The organism is Streptomyces sp. NPDC028928 (assembly GCF_055564915.1).
In genome coordinates this window covers 71233-89311 of the sequence record NZ_JBVHVI010000003.1, presented here as the reverse complement: position 1 = coordinate 89311, position 18079 = coordinate 71233, and the positions used below count along the sequence as shown (strand labels likewise).

At 71.0% G+C, this 18079-nt stretch carries 19 protein-coding genes; 8 read left to right on the top strand and 11 right to left on the bottom strand.

Annotation, left to right across the window (positions count from 1 at the left end; translation table 11 throughout):
- Nucleotides 1-169 precede the first annotated feature (169 nt).
- The 4 genes from ACZ4U1_RS09455 to ACZ4U1_RS09440 all read right to left on the bottom strand — a co-directional run bounded on the left by ACZ4U1_RS09455 (nucleotide 170) and on the right by ACZ4U1_RS09440 (nucleotide 2651).
- Complete coding sequence (locus ACZ4U1_RS09455) at nucleotides 170-574, bottom strand: PPOX class F420-dependent oxidoreductase (RefSeq protein WP_467901605.1); 405 nt, start codon at nucleotides 572-574, stop codon at nucleotides 170-172.
- 57 nt (nucleotides 575-631) lie between these two features.
- Entirely contained in the window at nucleotides 632-1129 is a 498-nt protein-coding gene (gene ispF / locus ACZ4U1_RS09450; protein ID WP_467901603.1) for a 2-C-methyl-D-erythritol 2,4-cyclodiphosphate synthase, read from the bottom strand.
- A complete protein-coding gene (gene ispD / locus ACZ4U1_RS09445) occupies nucleotides 1119-1871 on the bottom strand; it encodes a 2-C-methyl-D-erythritol 4-phosphate cytidylyltransferase (RefSeq protein WP_467901601.1) in 753 nt (250 codons plus the stop codon). The genes ispF and ispD overlap by 11 nt, the downstream gene beginning before the upstream one ends.
- A 297-nt stretch (nucleotides 1872-2168) precedes the next feature.
- Nucleotides 2169-2651 carry a CarD family transcriptional regulator gene (locus ACZ4U1_RS09440; protein WP_003953493.1) on the bottom strand — a complete coding sequence of 161 codons (483 nt, stop codon included), beginning with the start codon at nucleotides 2649-2651 and terminating at the stop codon, nucleotides 2169-2171.
- Between the two features lie 626 nt (nucleotides 2652-3277).
- Between ACZ4U1_RS09440 and ACZ4U1_RS09435 the strand changes: the two genes are divergently transcribed.
- Nucleotides 3278-3964: a copper chaperone PCu(A)C domain-containing protein gene (locus ACZ4U1_RS09435; protein ID WP_467901599.1), complete on the top strand. Its 687-nt coding sequence runs from the start codon at nucleotides 3278-3280 to the stop codon at nucleotides 3962-3964.
- Between the two features lie 129 nt (nucleotides 3965-4093).
- Here ACZ4U1_RS09435 and phoP read toward each other — a convergent pair whose 3' ends face one another.
- Together phoP and phoR are read right to left on the bottom strand one after the other, a co-directional pair.
- Nucleotides 4094-4765, bottom strand: a complete 672-nt coding sequence (gene phoP / locus ACZ4U1_RS09430; protein WP_466134857.1) for a two-component system response regulator PhoP — start codon at nucleotides 4763-4765, stop codon at nucleotides 4094-4096.
- 5 nt (nucleotides 4766-4770) lie between these two features.
- Entirely contained in the window at nucleotides 4771-6021 is a 1251-nt protein-coding gene (gene phoR / locus ACZ4U1_RS09425) for a two-component system sensor histidine kinase PhoR (RefSeq protein ID WP_467901598.1), read from the bottom strand.
- 180 nt (nucleotides 6022-6201) lie between these two features.
- Between phoR and phoU the strand changes: the two genes are divergently transcribed.
- The 3 genes from phoU (at nucleotide 6202) to ACZ4U1_RS09410 (ending at nucleotide 7507) form a co-directional block, all read left to right on the top strand.
- Nucleotides 6202-6891 (top strand): phosphate signaling complex protein PhoU, encoded by a 690-nt coding sequence (gene phoU, locus ACZ4U1_RS09420; protein WP_467901596.1) that lies wholly within the window; start codon nucleotides 6202-6204, stop codon nucleotides 6889-6891.
- Nucleotides 6892-6975: 84 nt separating this feature from the next.
- Complete coding sequence (locus ACZ4U1_RS09415; RefSeq protein ID WP_389587144.1) at nucleotides 6976-7131, top strand: hypothetical protein; 156 nt, start codon at nucleotides 6976-6978, stop codon at nucleotides 7129-7131.
- 127 nt (nucleotides 7132-7258) lie between these two features.
- On the top strand, nucleotides 7259-7507 hold the full coding sequence (locus ACZ4U1_RS09410; RefSeq protein WP_467901594.1) for an SCO4226 family nickel-binding protein: 249 nt from the start codon (nucleotides 7259-7261) through the stop codon (nucleotides 7505-7507).
- A 31-nt stretch (nucleotides 7508-7538) separates the two neighbouring features.
- Here ACZ4U1_RS09410 and ACZ4U1_RS09405 read toward each other — a convergent pair whose 3' ends face one another.
- Nucleotides 7539-8384 (bottom strand): GAF and ANTAR domain-containing protein, encoded by an 846-nt coding sequence (locus tag ACZ4U1_RS09405; protein WP_467901592.1) that lies wholly within the window; start codon nucleotides 8382-8384, stop codon nucleotides 7539-7541.
- Between the two features lie 178 nt (nucleotides 8385-8562).
- On the opposite strand from ACZ4U1_RS09405, the gene ACZ4U1_RS09400 reads away from it, so the two are divergent.
- A complete protein-coding gene (locus tag ACZ4U1_RS09400) occupies nucleotides 8563-8943 on the top strand; it encodes a hypothetical protein (protein WP_467902251.1) in 381 nt (126 codons plus the stop codon).
- Here the strand turns inward: ACZ4U1_RS09400 and ACZ4U1_RS09395 are convergent.
- The 3 genes from ACZ4U1_RS09395 to ACZ4U1_RS09385 all read right to left on the bottom strand — a co-directional run bounded on the left by ACZ4U1_RS09395 (nucleotide 8940) and on the right by ACZ4U1_RS09385 (nucleotide 14340).
- On the bottom strand, nucleotides 8940-10199 hold the full coding sequence (locus ACZ4U1_RS09395; RefSeq protein WP_467901591.1) for an MDR family MFS transporter: 1260 nt from the start codon (nucleotides 10197-10199) through the stop codon (nucleotides 8940-8942). The two genes, ACZ4U1_RS09400 and ACZ4U1_RS09395, sit on opposite strands and share 4 nt — an antisense overlap.
- A gap of 73 nt (nucleotides 10200-10272) precedes the next feature.
- The gene (locus ACZ4U1_RS09390) at nucleotides 10273-12633 is read right to left on the bottom strand and encodes a stealth family protein (protein WP_467901589.1); all 2361 of its coding nucleotides are present in this window, start codon (nucleotides 12631-12633) and stop codon (nucleotides 10273-10275) included.
- 12 nt (nucleotides 12634-12645) lie between these two features.
- The gene (locus ACZ4U1_RS09385) at nucleotides 12646-14340 is read right to left on the bottom strand and encodes a stealth family protein (protein ID WP_467901588.1); all 1695 of its coding nucleotides are present in this window, start codon (nucleotides 14338-14340) and stop codon (nucleotides 12646-12648) included.
- Nucleotides 14341-14531: 191 nt separating this feature from the next.
- On the opposite strand from ACZ4U1_RS09385, the gene ACZ4U1_RS09380 reads away from it, so the two are divergent.
- Entirely contained in the window at nucleotides 14532-15293 is a 762-nt protein-coding gene (locus tag ACZ4U1_RS09380; RefSeq protein WP_467901586.1) for a phosphoglyceromutase, read from the top strand.
- Between the two features lie 129 nt (nucleotides 15294-15422).
- Here ACZ4U1_RS09380 and ACZ4U1_RS09375 read toward each other — a convergent pair whose 3' ends face one another.
- The gene (locus ACZ4U1_RS09375; protein ID WP_467901584.1) at nucleotides 15423-15974 is read right to left on the bottom strand and encodes a flavoprotein; all 552 of its coding nucleotides are present in this window, start codon (nucleotides 15972-15974) and stop codon (nucleotides 15423-15425) included.
- A gap of 117 nt (nucleotides 15975-16091) precedes the next feature.
- On the opposite strand from ACZ4U1_RS09375, the gene ACZ4U1_RS09370 reads away from it, so the two are divergent.
- Nucleotides 16092-17276, top strand: coding sequence for a helix-turn-helix domain-containing protein (locus ACZ4U1_RS09370; protein ID WP_467901582.1), 1185 nt, complete (start codon nucleotides 16092-16094; stop codon nucleotides 17274-17276).
- Between the two features lie 365 nt (nucleotides 17277-17641).
- Nucleotides 17642-18058, top strand: coding sequence for a hypothetical protein (locus tag ACZ4U1_RS09365; protein WP_467901581.1), 417 nt, complete (start codon nucleotides 17642-17644; stop codon nucleotides 18056-18058).
- Nucleotides 18059-18079: the final 21 nt, after the last annotated feature.

Sequence of the window (18079 nt, the reverse complement as noted above, 5' to 3'; positions counted from 1 at the left end):
CGGACGACCACACGCTCGGCGTCCTGGGCGGCTGCGGGGTTACCCCATCCGACAGCGGGCTCCGCCCGCGGGCCGCGCAGTCCTCGCCCGTGCACCTCCGGCTCAGCCCACACACCCGGACCGCCCCCACCGGCCCACCACACAACCCCCCGCCGACCCCCCGGCACTCTCACAACCGCCCGACAACCTTCCGCGGCCGGATGCGGACGACCACACGCTCGGCGTCCTGGGCGGCTGCGGGGTTGAAGTCCGCGTAGTTCTTGCCGGTGTACTTCTGGCTCAGCTGGTCGATGAGTTCCCGGCCGCCGTCCGTCGTCATCTCGGCGGTGCCGCGGATCTCGGCGTACTCGTAGGGCTCGTCGGGGTTGAGGACGGCGACCGTCACCCGGGGGTCGCGGTCCAGGTTGAGGTACTTGCGGCGGTCGACCGTGGTGGAGAACAGGAGGTCGTCGCCGTCGCGCATCACCCAGACCGGGGACAGCTGCGGGCTGCCGTCGGGCTGGACGGTGCCGACGACGATGAACACCTTGCCGTCGAGCACGGACTTCAGACGGTCGGACAGTACGGCGGACATGGGCACCCTCCGGAGTCCAGGGGTCACTGCTGGTCGTGTGGGTACCCTCGCACGCCCTCAGCTCACCCGCACCACGAGTGCCGTGGCCACCGCCATCAGCCCCTCCTCGCGGCCCGGGAAGCCGAGGCCGTCGGTGGTGGCGCCGGAGACGGAGACGGGTGCGCCGGCCGCCTCGGAGAGGATCTTCTGGGCCTCGTCGCGGCGCTTGCCGATCTTCGGGCGGGGGCCTACGACCTGGACGGCGATGTTGCCGACGGTGAAGCCCGCCGCGCGGACGATCCGCGCGGCCTCGGTGAGCAGCGTGACCCCGGAGGCGCCGGACCACTCGGGGCGGCCGGTGCCGAAATGCTGCCCCAGGTCACCGAGTCCGGCGGCGGAGAACAGGGCGTTGCAGGCGGCGTGGGCGACGACGTCGGCGTCGGAGTGTCCGGCCAGTCCGGGGCCCTCCCCCTCCCACTTCAGGCCGGCGCACCACAGCTCGCGGCCCTCCTCGAAGGCGTGGATATCGGTGCCGATGCCGACCTGCGGCAGCACGAATCCGGCCTCAGAAGCCATCGTTGAGCCTCCTGCGGGCCAGGACCGCCTCGGCGAGGACCAGGTCCAGGGGGCGGGTGACCTTGAAGGCCTCCTCGTGACCGGGGACGGCCACGACCGGCAGCCCCAGCTGCTCCACCATGCTCGCGTCGTCGGTGACGTTCTCGGTGACGCTCTCGTGGGCGCGGACCAGGGTCGCCCGGTCGAAGCCCTGCGGGGTCTGCACGGCACGCAGCCGGGACCGCTCGGGGGTGGCGACGACCGGCTCCGGCTCGTCGGGCCCGGCCGCGGGCGCGACCTCCTTGACCGTGTCGGCCAGCGGCAGCGCGGGCACCACGGCGGGGGCGCCGTCGCGTACGGCCTCGATGACCGCGTCGACCGTGTCGACCGGGACGAGCGGCCGGGCCGCGTCGTGGACCAGCACGATCCCGTACTGCGGCGGCAGGGCCTGGAGGCCGAGCCGGACCGACTCCTGGCGGGACTCGCCACCGGGCACGACGAGGAAGTCCGTCCGTTCGGGGAGCGCGTGCGCGTCGAGCAGGGACTTGACCTCGGCGGCGCCTTCGGGCGGCGCCACGACGATCACCAGGGAGACATGGCGGGACGCGGCGAGGGCGCGGACCGCGTGGATGAGCATGGGCGTGCCGTTCAGCGCGCGGAGCGCCTTGGGGGCGCCCGGACCGAGCCGCACGCCCCGGCCGGCGGCGGGAATCACGGCGGCGACGGAGGTCTGCGCGGGCGTGGGGCGTGATTCGTCAGACATCGGTTCCTGTCAGGTTTGTGTGCTCGACCTACGTGGGTATGGCCTGGAGGAGTGCCGGGCGCGACGCCTTGACCGGACCCTTTCCGTGACCCTGGTCGAGCCATCCGCCCGGGCCCGGCACGTCAAGTATCGGGGGGCTGTGCAGAGGATTCCCTGCTGTACAGAGGTTTCCCCGAAGAGCACCCGCTGCGGGGACGAACATGCCGCAGCGCCCGGCGACAGGGTGAGTGTCATCGGGCACCGCGGCATTTCAGTGTGCTGAGCGTGCCGGAAGCGAAGGTTCGCTGCCGCTGCGCGTCAGGAGGCGAGCACCTCGTCGAGCAGGGCCTCGGCCTTGTCCTCGTTCGTGTTCTCCGCGAGCGCCAGCTCGCTCACCAGAATCTGGCGGGCCTTGGCGAGCATGCGCTTCTCACCGGCGGAGAGTCCACGCTCGCGCTCGCGACGCCACAGGTCACGCACGACTTCCGCGACCTTGATGACATCGCCGGAGGCAAGCTTCTCCAGGTTTGCCTTGTAGCGACGGGACCAGTTCGTGGGCTCCTCGGCGTACGGCGCGCGCAGCACCTCGAAGACCCGGTCGAGTCCGTCCTGACCGACCACATCACGCACGCCGACGAACTCCGCATTGTCCGCTGGCACACGTACCGTCAGGTCACCCTGGGCGACCTTCAGCACCAAGTAGGTCTTGTCCACGCCTTTGATCTGGCGAGTTTCGATGGCCTCGATCAGCGCGGCCCCGTGATGGGGATAGACCACGGTGTCGCCAACCTTGAACGTCATGTGACAGGTACCCCTTCCGTGGCTATCCAGGGTAACACGGATACGGCGTCTTCTGAATGGCGTTTTCGCAGGTCAGGGCATATCTCGGGGCTTGACAACAGCAACCGGAACGTGCTGCGGGCCGCCCTCGGAAGCGGGTATTCGCAGGTCGGAGGGGCTCTGCGGGCGGGGCGAAACGCCCACGTTACACACCTCCGGAGAGCGCTCCAAGGGGAGGAACGTCACGATTTGTCCGCTCCCAAGCGTGCGACTTCCGCTACTCCGTTCGGTGGCCGGAGGCGGTTGTGAGACGAATCAGGAATTGATCAACCGCCGCCGGACGGGTGCTGCGTGATCAATATCGGGGACGGTCGCGCATTCCTTCACGGAAAATTTGCGAAGGGTCTCGAGAGGCGCCGAGAGGGGGTTGCCGGCGCGTTATGTGAATGGCGGACGGACGGCTCCGCAATGTGACTGAGGGGCCAGTTGTGCCTGGTGAGGTACCCCCACCTGGAGGGAAGCCCGGGGCTTGGGGGAGGGTCGGGTGCGGTCGCGTGGGAACGGCTCGGTAACCTAAGGCCGCTGACAGACACTTAGGGTGGCTTTATAAGGGGAGCCGCCCGCGCGTTCAAGGAGTTGCCGCCGCCGTGAGCAGCAGCCTTCGACGCGGCGCCCTCGCCGCCTCCGCCATCGTCTTCTCGATCGCCTCGCTCGCCGCCTGTGGCGCCGGCAACAACTCGCAGACCCTGGAGATCAAGCCGGACAACGCGGCGACCAGCGTCGGCGCCATCAAGATCCAGAACGCCCTGGTCATCACCCAGCCCGACCCGGAGTCGACGGGTCCCGCGGTGATCTCCGCGACCCTGTTCAACAGCGGCCGCAGCGACCAGACCCTCCAGTCGGTCACCGTGGAGGGCAGCGGCACGTCCGCCGAGCTGAAGCCCGCCAAGGGCCAGAGCCTGACCGTCCCGGCGGGCGGCTCGCTGGTCATCGGCGGCAAGGACAACGCCTCCGCGACGCTGCCCAGCGGCCGTGAGGCGGTCAAGGACGGCAACGCCCAGAAGCTCACCTTCACCTTCAGCAAGACCGGCAAGGTGAGCCTGAGCGCCTTCGTCGTCCCGGCCACCAGCTACTTCGACAAGTGGGGCCCGTCGCAGATCCCGTCCGCCTCGGCCTCCGCCGGCGGTGCCCCGGGCGCCACCGCCTCCGGCAGCGCGAGCGCCTCCAGCAGCGGCAAGCCGGAGAAGGGCCACGAGACCAGCCCGTCGGCCACCGCCTCCCACTCGGCCGCCACCCCGAGCGACTCGGCCTCCCAGTCGGCCGCGGGCCACTGACCGGCCGGACGACAGAGCCGTACGACGGCGAAGGGCGGCACCCCGTGCAGGGGTGCCGCCCTTCGCCGTATCCCTCGTATCCGTCTTATCCGTCGTGTCCGTCGTAGCGTCGTGTCAGCGCGGTACGGTTTACGGCTCGAACTTGTAGCCCAGGCCGCGCACCGTCACCAGGTACCGCGGCGCGCCCGGGTCCGGCTCGATCTTGGCGCGCAGGCGCTTGACGTGGACGTCGAGGGTCTTGGTGTCACCGACGTAGTCGGCGCCCCAGACGCGGTCGATGAGCTGCATGCGGGTCAGGACGCGGCCGGCGTTGCGCAGCAGCATCTCCAGGAGGTCGAACTCCTTCAGCGGGAGGTCGACCTTCGCGCCCGAGACCGTGACCACGTGGCGGTCGACGTCCATGCGGACCGGGCCCGCCTCCAGCGCTGCCGGGGTGACCTCCTCCGGCTCGCCGCGCCGGCGCAGCACCGCGCGGATGCGGGCGACCAGCTCACGCGAGGAGAACGGCTTGGTGACGTAGTCGTCGGCTCCTATTTCGAGACCGACGACCTTGTCGATCTCGCTGTCCTTCGCGGTCACCATGATCACGGGGACGTTGGAGCGGCCCCGCAGCTGGCGGCAGACCTCGGTGCCGGGCAGGCCCGGCAGCATCAGGTCGAGGAGGACCAGGTCGGCGCCGTTGCGCTCGAACTCGTCCAGGCCGTCGGGGCCGGTCGCCGCGACGGCGACCTCGAAGCCCTCCTTGCGGAGCATGTACGACAGGGCGTCGGAGAAGGACTCCTCGTCCTCGACGACGAGCACTCGGGTCACGGAAGGACCTCCGGGGCGGGAAGCGGTTCGTACGGGGATGAGTCGGTGGGGCCGGCCTCGTCGTCGAGGTCGGGGTGCTGCTGTGCGCGGTCGCGGGCCGCGCCCGCCTCCGGCAGCCTGAGGGTGAAGGTGGAGCCCTGGCCTTCGGCGCTCCAGACCGTGACCTCCCCGCCGTGCGAGGCGACCACGTGCTTGACGATGGCGAGACCCAGACCGGTGCCGCCGGTGGCCCGGGAGCGGGCCGGGTCGACGCGGTAGAAGCGCTCGAAGATGCGCTCCTTGTCCTTGTCCGAGATGCCGATGCCCTGGTCGGTGACGGCCAGCTCGATCATGTCGCCGCCCGGCGCGTTGACCCGGCGGGCGGCTATGCCGACGCGGGTGCGGGCCGGGGAGTAGTTGACGGCGTTCTCGACCAGGTTGCCGAGGGCGGCGGCCAGCTGCCCCCGGTTGCCCCAGACGTGCAGGTCGGCCGTGCCGCCGGCGGCGATCGTGATCTGCTTCGTGCCCGCCTGGTGGCGGCAGCGGTCGATGGCCTCGGCGACCAGTTCGTCCACCCCGACCGGCTCGGCGTCCTCCAGCGGGTCGTCGTTCTGCACCCGGGAGAGGTCGATCAGCTCCTGGACCAGGTTGGTCAGCCGGGTCGCCTCGATCTGCATCCGGCCCGCGAAGCGCTGGACGGCCTCGGGGTCGTCGGAGGCGTCCATGACGGCCTCGGAGAGCAGGGAGAGCGCGCCGACGGGCGTCTTCAGCTCATGGCTGACGTTCGCCACGAAGTCGCGTCGTACCGCCTCGATCCGGCGGGCTTCCGTCAGGTCCTCGACCAGCAGCAGAACCAGGCGGGAGCCGAGCGGGGCCACGCGCGCGGAGACGGCGAGGGCCTCGCCGCGCCCGGTGCCGCGCCGCGGCAGATCCAGCTCGACCTGCCGTATCTCCCCGTCACGTCTGGTGTCCCGGGCCATCTGGAGCATCGGCTCGACGGCGAGCTTGCCGCCGCGGACCAGTCCGAGGGCGTAGGCGGCGGAGCTGGCCTTGACGACGGCGTCGGCCTCGTCGAGGACGACGGCGGAGGAGCGCAGCACCGACAGCACGGTGTCCACGCCGGGCGGGAGTACGGGATCAGTGTGCAAGGAAGTCCTGGTCGGTCGCTTCTGGTCGCGTTCGCTCCAGCGGAACGCCAGCATGGCGATGACGCCGGTGAGCACCCCGGCGATCGCTGCCGCTGCGGCGACCGCCGCGTTCACGTCCATGTCTCCAGGTTAGGCACGGGGTAGGACATGACCACAGCCGTCGAGGTGCGACCTCGAACACTCGTCGCCCAGAGTTCACCTTGCAGCCAGTACCGGTTCATTCGGGGTGGCGGAAACGGACGCGTGCGGGGCAGAACGTGGGAGCGTGGGGACCAAGCACGCCTATGAGAGGGAACCCTGATGCGGGACGCGTACCACGAGGAACTGGACTCGATCGGCGACGGACTGGTGGAGATGGCCCGGCTGGTCGGCTCGGCGATCGGGCGCGCCACGACCGCCATGCTGGACGCCGATCTGAAGCTGGCCGAGAGCGTGATCGAGGCCGACCAGAAGGTCGACCAGCTCCAGCACGACCTGGAGGCCCGGGCGATAGCCCTGCTGGCCCGGCAGCAGCCGGTGGCGACGGACCTGCGGATCGTCGTCACGTCGCTGCGCATGTCCGCGGATCTGGAGCGCTCCGGCGACCTCGCCCAGCACGTCGCGAAGCTGGCGCGGCTGCGCTTCCCGGAGCGGGCCGTTCCGCACGACCTGCACGCCACGATCCTGGAGATGGGCCAGCTCGCGCAGCGCCTGATGGCGAAGGCCGCCGAGGTGATCGTGACCAAGGACGTCGACCTCGCGCTCCAGCTGGAGCAGGACGACGACGAGATGGACCTGCTGCACCGCACGCTCTTCCAGCACCTGATCGACGACCGCTGGAAGCACGGCATCGAGACGGCCGTGGACGTCACCCTGCTGGGCCGCTACTACGAGCGGTACGCCGACCACGCCGTGGCCGTCGCCAAGCGGGTGGTCTACCTGGTCACCGGTGAGCACGCGGACGATCTGCAGCAGGACATCCAGCCGGTGACGGGCACCGAGAACACCTGAACGCCTCCGTGCGCCGTTGATGCGCCCGGCCGAACGGGCATGGAATGGGCGAGGGCATCCCTGCCCAAGGTCTAGGAGGGTCCCATGGCCGAATCCCCCAGCACCACGCCCGATCCCACGCAGGAGCGCGAGACCGAGCAGCCCGCCGAGATCAAGAGCCTTCCGCTGTTCGGCGCGTGCGGCTGCGGTTCCGGATGCGGCTGCGGGTGCCAGTCGGGCAACCCCTGCCAGTGCGGCTGAGCGACAGCGCTCGACGACAGCGGGGCCGGTGTGGACGGGGTTCACACCGGCCCCGCTGTCGTACCGGATGCCCCTCCCGTCCGCCGGGCGCAGCATGGACATGAGGCAGGAGAGGAGGTGTGGGGCCATGGCCAAGTTCATGGACGTACACCGCGGTATGCAGGGCATCACGGCCGAGAAGCTGATGGAGGCGCACCGGGCCGACCTCGCCATCGAGGGGGACGAGTCCGTGCACTTCGAGCACGCCTGGGCGGACCCGGAGTCCGGCATCGTCTACTGCCTCTCCGAGGCCCCCTCGGCCGAGGCCGTCCAGCGCGTCCACGAACGCGCCGGGCACCGCGCGGACGAGGTGCACGCGGTACCGCTGGAGGTCTGACCGGCTGCCGCCGGCCTCCGTGAGCCGCTGTTCACGGCCCGCCGCCGTCGCACGGACGGGCCGGGTCGCCGCCGTACGTCTCCGGGTGGAAGCTCAGCCGGCGGGACAGGACGTCCCGGGCCAGCTGGCTGACCGTGCGGCCGTCGGCGTACGCGCGGGCCCGCAGCCGGTCCAGGGCCTGCTCGGGGTCGACGTCCAGCTGCACCATCACCATGCCGACCGCCTGGTAGACCTCGGTGTGGTCGGCCTCGGAGGCCGCCACCCAGGACGCCACCTCGTTCTCCGCGTCCTCCTCGCTGCCCGCGCCGATGTCACCGCGGGCGGCGGCCCGGAGGTTCATCAACGCGAAGGTGACCGCGTCCCGCACCCACAGCGCGACCCGCAGATCGGGCTCCGCGAGCCCGCCCACCCGGTCGCTGTACAGGTCGAGCGTGCCGATGGCGGCGCCGCTGACACCGATCGGCAGCGAGAACACCGCGCGGACGCCGAGGCCCACCGCCTCGTGCGCGAAGATCGGCCAGCGGCGCATGTCGGGGCCCTGGGTGAGGTCGGCGGCGAGGATCGGGACGCCCCCGTCGAGAGCGGCCTGACAGGGGCCGTCGCCCACGGTGTACTGCAACTCCGCCAGCCGGGCGGCGACCCGGTCGCTGGCGCACCAGGTCACGCGGACACCCTTGCCGCCGGAGATCGACACGGAGGAGCCGGTGACCGGCAGCAGCCGCACGCACGCGGCACACAGCGCGTGGGGCACCGCCCGCGGGTCATCGGTGCAGCGCGCGGCGGCGGCCAGCGTCTCGCTGACCCGCAGCTGCCCCTCGGCGTCCGACGGCATCCCGCCGCCGGCCGACGCCCCGGGCTCCTCGGGCGGCATCCTCATCACTCCCGCCGCGGCACGGACTGCACCGAGCTGATCCACCAGCCTGCTGATCCACCAGCCTGCTGATCCACCGGTCTGCTGATCCACCGGCCTGCGGGTACCGGGTTCCCAGGACGGGAGAAGTAACTGCCCGTTTCTGCGGTGAGGGGGACGGTCTGCGAGAGTGGCCCCCGTGCTGATGAATCCCGAGGACACCGTGTTCCTGCGTGGTGCCGTGCCCGTGCTGCTGCTGGCCGGGGCGCCCGTCCACGACGCCCTGCCCCTGCTGGACGCGCCCGGCGGGGCCGTGTCGCCGTGCGAGGGGTGGAGCATCGTGCCTCGGCTCACCCTGTGTGTGGTGGACGGGCCCGGGGAGCACGGGATCGTCGTGCCCGCGCTTGCCGCGCCGGTGGTCGGCGGCGACGCTCCGGGTGGGATGGACGACTGGTGCGCGGATGCGGAGCGGGCCGGCGGGGCGGTCGTCGTGTCCGTGTCCCGGCTGCCCGAGGTGTTCGACTGGCCGGCCCTGCTCTCCTCGGGCACCGCCCGCGGCGGTTTCCTGCCCGCCCTGACCGCCTAGGCGGCACGGGCCTCCGCCGCCGTCTCCGGCCTGGCCTCGACAGGGGCCTGGGCCGCCTGTTCCGGGGGCAGGCGGCGCATGAGGACGCCGTAACCGGCCGCCGCCGCCGTGCCCACCGCCGCGCACACGCCCCACAGCCACCGCGCGCCGAGGTGGTCGATGACCGCGCCCGACATCAGGGGGGCGACGAGGGCGGCGAGGGACCAGGACAGGGCGTACACGCCCTGGTAGCGCCCGCGGCCGTGGACCGGGGAGAGGCGGACGACGAGGCTGGTCTGGGTCGGGGCGTTGACGATCTCGGCGAGGGTCCACACGCACACGGTGAGCATGAAGACCCCGACCGAGCCGGCGAACGCGGTGAGTCCGAAGCCGTAGCCCGCGAGGACCGAGGAGACGACCAGCAGGGTGCGCGGGTCGCGGTGTTCGATGAACCGGGTGACCGGGATCTGCAGGGCGACGATCAGGATGCCGTTGACGGCGATGACCAGGCCGTAGTCGGCGGGCGAGAACCCGGCGCGGCCCATGGCCACCGGGAGTCCGACCGAGCCCTGCTGGAAGACCAGGGCGACGAGGAAGGACAGTCCGACGACGGCCATGTACCGGCCGTCCCGCAGTACGGTGCCCAGGCCGATGCCCGCCTCCCTCTGCTGGGCCGTGGGCGCGGGCCGGGACTCGGGCAGCTTCGCGAACACGACGATCGCGCAGGCCAGGGTCATCCCGGCCTCGATCAGGAACCCGGCGAGATAGCTGAACTCGGCGATGAACCCGGCGGCCATGGACGACACGGCGAAGCCCAGGTTGAGCGCCCAGTAGTTGAGGGAGAAGGCCCGCACCCGGTCCTCGGGGCGGACGATGTCGGCCATCATCGCCTGTACGGCGGGCCGGGAGGCGTTGGAGGCCATGCCGACCAGGAAGGCGACGGCGGCGATGGCGACCGGGTCGGTCATGAAGCCGAGCAGGGCGACGGAGGCCGCGGTGGCGGTCTGCGCGATGAGCAGGGTCGGCCGTCTGCCGAGCCGGTCCGCCATCACCCCGCCGCCCAGCGACGAGACGACCCCGCCGAGCCCGTGCAGGGAAGCGACGAGACCGGCGTACGACGCCGAGTACCCGCGGTCGAGGGTCAGATAGAGGGCCATGAACGTGGCCACGAACGCGCCCAGCCGGTTGACGAGGGTGCTGATCCACAGCCACCAGAACGCGCGGGGCAGCCCGGAGACGGATTCGCTGACGGCTCGTCCCATACGGGCTGGTGACATCGAGGATCCCCCGGTTTTGTAAGCGGCTCAGGCGGCGAGCACAAATTACAAACGCGGTGCGCGGGGGCGCCACTCAATTAGCGGTTCGCGTCAATCGGGCCGCGGCCGGGCGGCGCCGGGACGCCTTCCGTCCTCCTCGGGCGGGGACCGGGGCCGGGTACGACGTGGTCCGGGCGGCCCGCTCGAAGCGGCTCGGGAACGGATACTTCCGCTCCAGGAAGGCCCGGATGGCCGACTGGGCCGCCGCCCGGTCCGCCGGGTCGGTGTCCACGTCGTTCAGGCAGAAGAAGTCCACGTCCTCGCCCGCCGCGAGCCGCGCCAGCCGCCGGCGCATGTCCGGGGTGCCCAGCTGGACGTAACGGAAGCTGTACTCGGCCGGTACGGCCCGGCCCGTCGCGATCGCCCAGTGGTGGTGCAGCGTGGACGCCGGGGCGACGTCGGTGGTGGACCGGAAACGCGAGTACGACGTCCGCTCCAGCTCCTCGATGCCGAGGCTCTCCATCTCCCGCATCACCGAGAGCAGTTGGGGGTGCGGGGTGTGCAGCGACTTGTGCGTGACGTACCTGCCGTGGAAGCGCCGGATCACCTCACGGGCGTTCTTCCCGGCGGAGTTCGGCGCCGGCTCCAGGGGGTGCGGGGCACCGACCCCGAGCTTGAGCGGGGACAGCGGGATGCGGGCGATGCCGTTGCCGTGGAAGAAGCGCTCGGCTCCGACCGGCCGGTTGATGAAGACGTCGTCGTTGAAGTACAGGTAGTGCTCGGACAGCCCCGGGATGTGGTGCAGCCGGCTCTCGATCGCGTGCGAGTTGAAGACGGGCAGCGCGTCCGCCGGGAGGATCTCCCGGTGATCGACCACGGTCAGCCCCTCCGCCTCCGGGTCCAGCCAGGAGGGCGTCTGCGAGTCGGTCACGAGATAGACGTGCCGGATGAAACCGGCGTACATCTCCAGCGACCGCAGCGCGTACCTCAGCTCGTCATGGCTGGTGTACCGGGAGGCACCGGTCTCGCGCGGCGCGATGACATTGTCGGAGAGCGCCTGATGGGCCCGCCGCTTCACCGCCATCACCGGATCATCGCCGTCGACCCAGGTGTACACGGCATCGACGGGAAAACACACCTGATCGATACCGGGCTCGGCAAACGCCGGGAAGGTGGGCACGGGCCGCCGGGCGACCGCTCCGGCAACCATGCCCGGGGGCTGGTCGGCCGGCATGACCGACGGTTGCCCGGCCGGCATGACCGACGGCTGGTGAGCCGCCGTGGCCGACGGTTGCCCGGCCGGCATGGCCGACGGCTGGTGAGCCGCTGCGGCCGACGCCTGCGCAGCCGGCATGGCCGCCGCCTGCGCATCTGGCATGACCGCCGCCTGCCCCATCGACACGGCCGACGGCCACTCCGTCGACACGGTCGGCTGCTGCCCCAGCACCGCTGCCGGGTGCTGCCCGGCTACAGCGCCGCCCGGCTGTCCCGCCACAGCGGCCGGACTCTGCCCCGCCACGGCGCCCGGCTGCTGCCCGGCCACCCCTGCCTGTCGCTGCTCAGCCACCCCCGCCTGTCGCTGCTCAGTCACCCCCGCTGACGGCTGCCACGCCACCGCACCCGCCGGCTGCCCGGCCACCGCGCCCGGCCCAAGCCCCTCGACCACGCCCGACGCCTGCCCGGCCACCGCGCCCGGCACAACCCCCGCGCCCGCCGTCGGCCGCCCCGCTCCCGCCGCCGGCTGCCAAGCGGCCGCCGGCAGTACCTCCGACACGGCGTTGCGGCGCGGGGCGACGAGGGCCGGGCCGAAGTCGTCCTGCAGGCGGGTGCCGGGGACGGTGAGGTGGGCCGGGTCCGCACCCACATCGCGGCCGTAACGCCAGAACTCGATGTCGCAGCCCGTCTCCAGCCCGCCGAGCACCTGACCGCCGGGCCCCAGCCGGACCAGGCCGGCCCGCAGCACCGGCGCCCCGCGCAGCGCCCGCGGCAGCCTGCCGTCGGCCCACAGCACCGCGCTCGTCACCGCACCGTCCGCGCCCACCGCACCGACGTACGCGGCGCTGCGCGCGAAGTGCTGCCGGGCCCCGGCGAGCACGGCCGCGCGGTACGACTCCTCCACCCCGACCACCGGCCGCGGCACCCCGGGCCCCTGCTCGGCGGGGACCAGGAAGTACGGCACACCGGCCGCCTCCAGCAGGGCGCACACCTGCTCCAGGTCCGCGGCGGCAGCCTCGGCGGCCGTGTATCCGGCGACCGTACGCCCATACAGCCGTACCGGTCCGCACGCGACCCGGCGCAGCCCCGGGACCGCGGCGCGCAGCCGGCGGCGGGCCGGGGCGGCGCGCAGCGCCCACAGGCGGGCCGACAGCCACAGCCGCAGGCGCAGCAGCAGGTCCCGGACGGCCCGCAGGCCCGGCGGCGGCGCAGCGAGACGGTGACGGAGGTCGATGGCCATGGCCGAGTCCCGTCAGCTCTGCTTCTCGAAGGGGCTCGGGAAGGGGAAGTAGTTCTCCAGGAACTCGTGCATCCGCACGCTGACCTGCTCCCGCTCCTCCGGCGGCACGTCGACGTCGTTGAGGCAGAAGAAGTCGAAGCGGCGGTTGCGCCGCAGGTCGGCCAGGCGCCGCTCGGCGTCCGGCCGGCTGATGTTCACGTACCGGAAGCTGAACTTGCCGGGCACGCCACGGCCCGTCATCAGCGCGTACTGGTAGAGCAGCGGCGCCGTCATGGCGATGTCGGTCGGCGAGCGGAAGCGGGACGCGGTGGTGCGGGCGATGTCCTGCGGGAACAGTTCCTCCAGCGCCCGCAGCGCCCCGCGCTGCTGCGGCAGCGGGGTGTGCATGAAGTTGTTCGTGGTCATCCGCCCGAACTTCTCCAGCAGCAGCCGCCGTACGTTCTTGCTGGCGGAGTTGGTCGCGGTCTCCTCGGCGTGCGGCTTGCCGACGCCGATCTTCAGCGGGGACACCGGGATCTTCATCAGGCCGCTGCCGAAGAAGAAGTGCTCCGGGGTGACGCGGCGGCCGACGAAGACGTCGTCGTTGAAGTACAGGTAGTGCTCGGACAGGCCGGGGATGTGGTGCAGCCGGGTCTCGATCGCGTGCGAGTTGAAGACGGGCAGCACGTCCTCCGGGAAGATGTCGCGGTGGTCGACGACCGTGATCCCGGGGGCGGTGTCGTCGAGCCAGTGCGGCTTCTGGCCGTCGGTCACGATGTAGATGTGCCGGACGAAGTCGGCGTACATCGCGAGCGAGCGCAGCGAGTACTTCAGCTCGTCGTGGCTGGTGTAGCGGGAGGCGTTGGTCTCCTTGTCCAGGATCTCGGCGATGCCGTTCTCCTGGTACCGGGCCCGCTTGGCCCGCATCGCCGGCTCCTCGCCGTCCACCCAGGTGTAGACGACGTCGACCGGGAAGGTCACCTGGTTCACGGTGGGCAGGGTGAGCGGCACGAAGCTGGGCAGCTCCCGCTCGCCGACCCGAACGCTGACCGGCTTCTGCTCACTGGCCGGCAGCACATCCGTGATCCCGTTGTTACGGGGCGTGACGAGCGACTCGGCGAAGATGTCGGCGGAGGCCTGCGGCTGCACCTTGGCCAGCCGCCGGGGCCCGTCGGCGGAGGCGAGCAGCTCCGCGCCGTCCTCCCAGAACTCCACGTCACAGGCCAGCTCCGGCCCGGCGAGGAGCTGGCCGGCGGGGCCGAGGTGGTTCTCGCCGACGCGCAGCACGGGGGCGGTGCGCAGCGCGGTGGGCAGGACGCCGTCCAGGAACAGGGCGGGGTGCTTGAGCTGGCCGCCGGGCAGCGGCCGGCCGATGAACACGGCCGTGCCGGCGTGGCGCGCCTCCAGGGCGGTGAGGAACCGCTCCCGGTCCGCCGCGTTCACGCCGACCGTGTACCGCGTACGGGAGGAGACCAGGAAATAGGAAATGCCTTCCTGTTCCAGCGCGCCGACAACAAGATCCAAATTCGACGCGGCGGCCTCGGCGGCGGTGAACCGGTCCACCACCCGGCCGTAGAACTGCTGCCCCCGCACCGCCACCGGGCGGAGCACCGGATCCGTGACCGCCGCCTTGCGGCGCCGCCGCATGGTACGCAGCTGCCACACCCGCTCGGCGGCCTTCCGCTCGACTCGCGGTCGTATCCGCCGCGCAAAGGAACGCACGGTCACGTTCTGTGCTCCTCTTCCTGACCCTCGACTTTCCTGGCGATAACCAGACACGCGAATGTAGCGAATGGTTGTACGAGAATTAACCGAAACGTAGCGAGACGGAGAGCACACCCCCACACACCCCATGGCCAGGCGTGCTACGGCGCCCGCGCGCGTCTCGCCCCCGACCCCCCTTAGGTAGGCTCGACGCCATGGCCGACGCACCGTACAAGCTGATCCTCCTCCGCCACGGCGAGAGCGAGTGGAACGCGAAGAACCTGTTCACCGGCTGGGTGGACGTCAACCTGAACGAGAAGGGCGAGAAGGAGGCAGTCCGCGGTGGCGAGCTTCTGAAGGACGCCGATCTCCTGCCCGACGTGGTCCACACGTCCCTCCAGAAGCGCGCGATCCGCACGGCCCAGCTGGCCCTGGAGGCCGCGGACCGCCACTGGATCCCCGTCCACCGCTCCTGGCGCCTGAACGAGCGCCACTACGGCGCCCTCCAGGGCAAGGACAAGGCGGCGACGCTGGCCGAGTTCGGCGAGGAGCAGTTCATGCTCTGGCGCCGCTCGTACGACACCCCGCCCCCGCCGCTGTCGGACGACTCCGAGTTCTCCCAGGCCCACGACGCCCGCTACGCGACGATCCCCCCGGAGCTGCGCCCGCGCACCGAGTGCCTCAAGGACGTCGTCATCCGGATGCTCCCCTACTGGTACGACGCCATCGTCCCCGACCTGCTGACCGGCCGCACGGTCCTGATCGCCGCCCACGGCAACAGCCTGCGCGCCCTCGTCAAGCACCTCGACGGCATCTCCGACGCCGACATCGCGGGCCTGAACATCCCGACCGGCATCCCCCTCTACTACGAACTGGACGCCGACTTCAAGCCGCTCACCCCCGGCGGCAAGTACCTCGACCCGGAGGCGGCGGCTGCCGCGATCGAGGCGGTCAAGAACCAGGGCAAGAAGAAGTAAGCCTGCTTGATCAAGCCCCTTACCCGCGGATTTCTCGCGGGCAAGGGGCTTGATGCCGTGATGAGGCCGCCCCTGGGCCGACAACGGCTCGGCCGGGCCGCCACGCGTGACGGTGCCGGCTCATCTTGGCTACCGTCCCGCGCCGATCTCCTCGACCGCACCGAGCACCAGGTGCCACGGATACGCGTTCGGACTGCCCTGCCCTGGCTGGTTCGGGACAAAACCGCCCTCGCCATACAGAACGCGCACACCCATCCCCCGCAGTTCCGCGACGCTCCGCTCGAACTGCCGGTGCTGTACGTAGGCGGCGTTCACGCAGGGCATCGCCACCATGGGGATGCCCTTGCCGATGCCTTCGGCGACGACGCCGACCACGAATTCTCGCGTGATACCGAGGGCCCACGCGTTGACCGTGTTGAAGGTCGCGGGAGCCACCGCGATCACATCCGCCTTCGGCCACACGTCCGGCTCCCCCGGCAGCTTGTACGCGCTGCGCACGGGGTGCCCGGTGAGCCGCTCCAATTTCAGCTTCTGCGGCTCCAGCCAGCGAGCCGCCGTCGACGTCAGGCCGAGACACACGTCGAAGCCGCGATCCTGCGCGTCCGCAATGACAGTCTCCATGTCGAACACCGGCGGAGCGGCGGAGCCGAAGAGGTAGAGGACACGGCGCGTCGTCGTCATGCACCTATCGGATCACACACAACCGACGCCTCCCATGGGTGAGTAGGCGTCGGAAGGCATATGGCCGTACGACCACCCGGGTACCGTTCCCAGCGGGTGCTCAGAACGGAGGCCGAGATGCCGACACGGGGTGAAGACCACGCGGGTGCACGCATCAAGGAACAACGCAGACTGGCCAGACTCACCCAGCGGCAGTTCGCCGAGCGACTCCCCTATTCCTACAGCTACCTGAACCAGGTCGAATGCGGAGCGCGCCCGGCCACCGCCGCCTTCGTCGCCGCCTGTGCGAAAGCCCTCAGCATCGACGTCACGGTCCTGACCGGGCAGCCGTACGTGACGGAACTGCAACGCGACCGCCTCGCGGAACTGGTCCGGCCGATCCGCGAGTCCCTGGACCTGTACGACCTCGGTCCCAACCCGGACCTGACCGCCCGACCGGCGCCACAGCTCATCGCCGGCGCTGACCACCTCTGCGCCGAGGTACGGGCGACTCACTTGCGTAGTGCGGCCCGCGCCCTGCCCGGGCTCATCGCCGAGCTGACCCACACGGCATGGTCGACCCCCTCTACGGAACTGTGGCAGGCGCTGTCCTCCGCTTACCGCACGGCGCACGACATCAGCGTGAAGCTCGGCTACTACGACCTGTCCACGGTCGCTCTGGACCGCATGGACTGGGCAGCACACCGTGCATCCGACCCGTGTCTGGCCGCCGTACGGCAGTACATGCGGGCCCTGGTCTACTTCCGTGAGGGCGAGTACCGGATCGGACAACGCCTCATCGCCACCGGGCACAACGTGATCGCGCAGAACGATCCTTCACGAGAAGCGCTCGCAGTCGCCGGACAATTGCACCTCGGCGGTGCTGTCATCGCCGCCCGCGCCGAGCAACGGTCGTCCGTCGCACAGCACATCGGCGAGGCCCACCGCATCGCACAGCGCATCGGCGACGCCTCCGACGTGTACTGGCTCAGCTTCGGCCCGGCCAACGTCGCCCTGCACAAGATGTCCGCCGCCGTGGAGATGTGCCAGTACGACGATGCCCTGAAGCAGGCCCGGAACATCAAACTGCCTTCTCGGCTCCCTACTTCACGCCGCGCCCACTTCCTGATCGAACGGGCCCGTGCGGAGATGGAGACCGGGCATACCGACGCCGCGCTGAAGTCCCTCGTAGACGCTCGCCGCCTGACCCCCGAACAGACCCGCTACCACCCGGCCGCCCGGGAAACGGTCACCGGCCTGGTGCACCAGTCCCGCCGCACACCGGAGACGCTCAACCACATGGCGGCCTGGGTCGGCCTCTAGCCCCGCTCACACGCTCACAACACTGTGAGCGTTCCTCCTCCAGCAGCTTGTCACTCTTTACTCACGCCTCGTCACCGCCAGGCGATGGCGGCGAGGCGAGATGCGCCCCGGCGGCCGCGCGAACGACCCCGGGGCCGGCCAACGCTGCGAAGGAGCGTCGACATGACGAACGCTACATGCCCGCCCCAGGATGACCCGCCGGCCGCAAAGATGACCATCAGGGTGTACCGGGTGAACCGCTACGGCGCCGTGACCCAGGAGTGCGGCACGGTGAGCGTCCCACCCCTCGAAGGGCCGCCACCGTTCACAAGCGCCTTCCCGTCCTGCGAGTGCCCGAACTGCCGGGCCGGAGGGGCGGCTGCCCGGTGACTCGGACCGAGCCGCGCACTCCGAGGGAGGCGGGGCGATTCGGCTACTGGTGCGAGTGCTGGACCGAGGACCTGACCAACCAGTGGGGGCCGGTGCTGCTGGCATCGTTCGACGCGCACTCGGCACAGCAGGCGGACCGTTGGGTAGCGGTCGCCCTCCGCACGGTCTCACCGGCCCTGGACGCGGACGCCTCCGACGAGGCCTGGGAGTGGCTGTACGAGGGCCGCGTCGAGACCCGACGAGCCTTGCTGCGCGCCGAACCGTGCACGGTGTCAGTGCCCCACGCCAAGACCCGCATCACCTGGACGATCCGACCGGTGCTCTTCCTGCCACTTGTGCACCGTCAGGCTGCCGAACTTCCGTCGTCTGCGTACGACTTCGTGCCCCACCAGACAGTGTCGGATCCCAGCTGATGCCTGACGTTCCGGTCCCGG